We start from the raw sequence: 3030 nt of genomic DNA on the forward strand, positions 1-3030 counted from the left end.
CGTGAGACATGACGCCCCCCGCGATAGGGGACGGATGTAACAGTCATGGATACAATCAAGTGCGTCGGCGGTAAATCCACGACTGTATCCGTCCCACACAAGTCTGGATACATTACTCAAGCAGGCCACAATTCCACGGGTTCCAGTCGTGTAGCGGCCTGCTTGAGTAATGTATCCAGACTTGTGTGGGACGGATACAGTCGTGGATTTACCGCCGACGCACTTGATTGTATCCATGACTGTTACATCCGTCCCCTATCGCGGGGGGCGTCATGTCTCACGAGGTAGGGGCGGCGTCGACGTTTGGCGACGACCTCGCAGATCTCTCTGATGATGAGCTGGCGGAACGCGCAGAAGATTATCTCTCTCGTGTAGAGTCTCGCCACGAGGAACAGGCGGAAGCATACCTTCGAGAGTCCGAAGCGTGGCACAAGGAGCGCGCGGACGCCTATCTCGGGTTTCCTGAGTCGTGGGGTAGCGATGGCGACTAACGCCGATCCGGTTCGCAGTCTGTCGCGTAAAATCGCCGGTGGTACTCATGTTGGATTTGCCCGTCCGTGGCGCGGCGAACAGTACGCGGAACACAAAGAGCGATTCTTCAGATATGTCCGTCAGAACCGATATGAAGGAAAGCCGACGCAGATACAAGAGGCGGTCTCAGCGGTGTACGGCGGGGATTACGACACTACGCAGTACAACCGGCTTATGCGGTTGGCAAAGCGGTGTGATTGGTTCGTGGTTGATTCTGACGCCTATCCGCCGCAGGTAGAGGTTACGCCGGACTGCTTCCGAGTGGGGGGGCTTGAGTCCGCAGTAAGTGTTAGTGCTAAAGATACGCCTTCATGCGATTCTGATTTACAGTCGGCGGAAATTGAGGAAACTGGCGACGAATCGCGGCAGTATCCTCGTGATAGGATTCAATCGATATTAGGGAAGCGTGTTCGGTTGGATTCAGGGAAGTACGAGGACAAGCACGACTACCGTCAAGAGTTGCTACGCGAATTAGCGACGTATCGCAGTCAGATTGACGGGAAGTACTCCTACCTGAAGCGAAAGCACGCCATCAACGGACTACCGGACTACCTCGCGTTACCATACACGACACGATTCAACGACGCAGAGAAAGCGGCGAGCATACAGAGGGGGTTCACAGGCGCGCTTGAGACGAGCGCACGCCGGTTTGATGTCGGGGCTATGGTTTCGCTTACGGTTGATGGAAACCGCTTTGAGACGAACGCAGACGCGCTTGAGGCGGCGACGAAAGCAAAGTCAGACTGGATTAACCGGGAAGAACACCAACTCGGGGGGCGTCCGACGTATCTCTGCGTGGTCGACTTTCAAGAAAACGGCTTGATTCACTTTCATGTCTGCGTGTTCGGCGTTCGTGTAGTTGATGGCGAGACTGAGACGGGCGAACCAACACTCTCCGAGAAGCACGTTCGGGGCTATTGGGACGAGAAGAAAGGAATCGGCAGTCAGGTAGCGGTTCAACCGATTCACGAGCGGGAAGGGGACTGGATACTCCACGAGGACGGCGGCGGACGGCAGACGGTTCGGCTCTACCTCGGGAAGCGGATTCGCCAGCTCGCAGATCTCGTCGAGAAGTCGCCTGAGGAATTGAAGCAGATGGCGACGGACGGGAATCTAACCATGTGGAGGCAGGCGATGTTCTTTGCGACGGGGAAGCAGTACTACACGGCTTCAGAATCGCTTGAGACGGACGCAGAGGACGATTCGAGCGGGTCGAAGTACAGTTGGGTGTATCTCGGGACGTGTAGGTTTGAACAGATACCGCAGTACGTGTTAGACGACGCTATCGTATGTCGGAAGGGAAGGCCACCGCCGAGCGGAACCGGGGCGACGGCGGAAGTGGGCGCGCCGGCGGACTGAGTAGCGTGAGTGTTGGTTAAGACTGCCCCGAGTGTTGGTTAAGAGTTGGTTAGATTGAGGGGTTTTTCGGCCGGCTCGTGCGGGCGCGCGAGGGGCGACCTCTGGTTCGTTGTTCGTATGGATACGAGAAAGGCGTCGCCTTCTGCTTGTTTGGGGTTTTCACAAGTTTTCAAAGGAAACAGCGCGCGCGACGGGGGCCACGGGGACTTTCGCAAGTCGCTCGAGGCGCGGGCGCGGGGCAGGCGGGCCGATTAACGAAACAAACTCCATGAGCCGTCTGTACCTCATGGTGGATTTGAGTTTTGACGGAGCTACGTGCGGGCGGGACCACAGAGCGGGATAACAGAATTAATCTCAGGTTGTGGGACTACGGAAAACCGCACGACGGGAAGGCGACAGGTGGTTTCCACGGGTTTCCACGAGGGCTTACCGGCACTAATCGCCGGTTATTGTATCAGGGATTAGGTACGTGGCGTTAAACACTATCCACCAATACGGGGGCAGGGAAGGCGCGGTCTCGCCGGTTCGGGACGATCAGCTCGTGTAGTTCGGGGAGTTCCGTTACTATCTGTTGGGCCGGTTCGTGCGCGCGAAGGGGCGTCGCCTTCTGCTTGTTTGGCTTGTCCGTGGCTTCTGTCTCGGGGGCGACGCGGACAAGTGGGATAAAGCCAGTTGAGTATCCGGAGACGGTTCGGGCGGCAGGGCGCTTGTGACGGGAGATCGGCTCTGGTGTAACGGTCTTTGTCGGGTTGAACCGGCCCGAACGGGTACGTTTATAGGTATTATTCTGCTATGTAATGACGCGATGAGCCAATCCACGGGTTCCACCGAGCAAGAGTACGCGAATCTCACCGTCTCGGCAGAGTTCCGCGATAAGGTACGTGTCGCAAAGGCGGAGGATGGTCTCTCGTATGAGGACTACCTCAAGCAGTACCTGCCGGTCGGCGGAGAAGCGTAGCTATGCGGTGTAGGGCACAAGCAGGCCACAATTCCACGGGTTCCAGTCGTGTAGCGGCCTGCTTGAGTAATGTATCCAGACTTGTGTGGGACGGATACAGTCGTGGATTTACCGCCGACGCACTTGATTGTATCCATGACTGTTACATCCGTCCCCTATCGCGGGGGGCGTCATGTCTCACG

Annotated in this window: 3 protein-coding genes; all 3 read left to right on the top strand. The window is 57.0% G+C overall.

The genetic code is table 11. The annotated features are described in order from the left end of the window. The first annotated feature begins 272 nt into the window (after window positions 1-272). The 3 genes from ABNG04_RS17960 to ABNG04_RS17970 all read left to right on the top strand — a co-directional run bounded on the left by ABNG04_RS17960 (window position 273) and on the right by ABNG04_RS17970 (window position 2848). Window positions 273-491 carry a hypothetical protein gene (locus tag ABNG04_RS17960; protein WP_371163675.1) on the top strand — a complete coding sequence of 73 codons (219 nt, stop codon included), beginning with the start codon at window positions 273-275 and terminating at the stop codon, window positions 489-491. Then, window positions 481-1890, top strand: a complete 1410-nt coding sequence (locus ABNG04_RS17965) for a hypothetical protein (protein WP_371163676.1) — start codon at window positions 481-483, stop codon at window positions 1888-1890. The genes ABNG04_RS17960 and ABNG04_RS17965 overlap by 11 nt, the downstream gene beginning before the upstream one ends. A gap of 805 nt (window positions 1891-2695) precedes the next feature. Next, on the top strand, window positions 2696-2848 hold the full coding sequence (locus ABNG04_RS17970; RefSeq protein WP_371163677.1) for a hypothetical protein: 153 nt from the start codon (window positions 2696-2698) through the stop codon (window positions 2846-2848). Window positions 2849-3030: the final 182 nt, after the last annotated feature.

Source organism: Halorubrum miltondacostae, assembly GCF_041379815.1.
Lineage (GTDB): Archaea > Halobacteriota > Halobacteria > Halobacteriales > Haloferacaceae > Halorubrum > Halorubrum miltondacostae.

Excerpts from the sequence above, each read along its gene's own strand:
- ABNG04_RS17965 (WP_371163676.1), top strand. The coding sequence starts at position 481 with ATGGCGACTAACGCCGATCCGGTTCGCAGTCTGTCGCGTAAAATCGCC.
- ABNG04_RS17960 (WP_371163675.1), top strand. The coding sequence starts at position 273 with ATGTCTCACGAGGTAGGGGCGGCGTCGACGTTTGGCGACGACCTCGCA.
- ABNG04_RS17970 (WP_371163677.1), top strand. The coding sequence starts at position 2,696 with ATGAGCCAATCCACGGGTTCCACCGAGCAAGAGTACGCGAATCTCACC.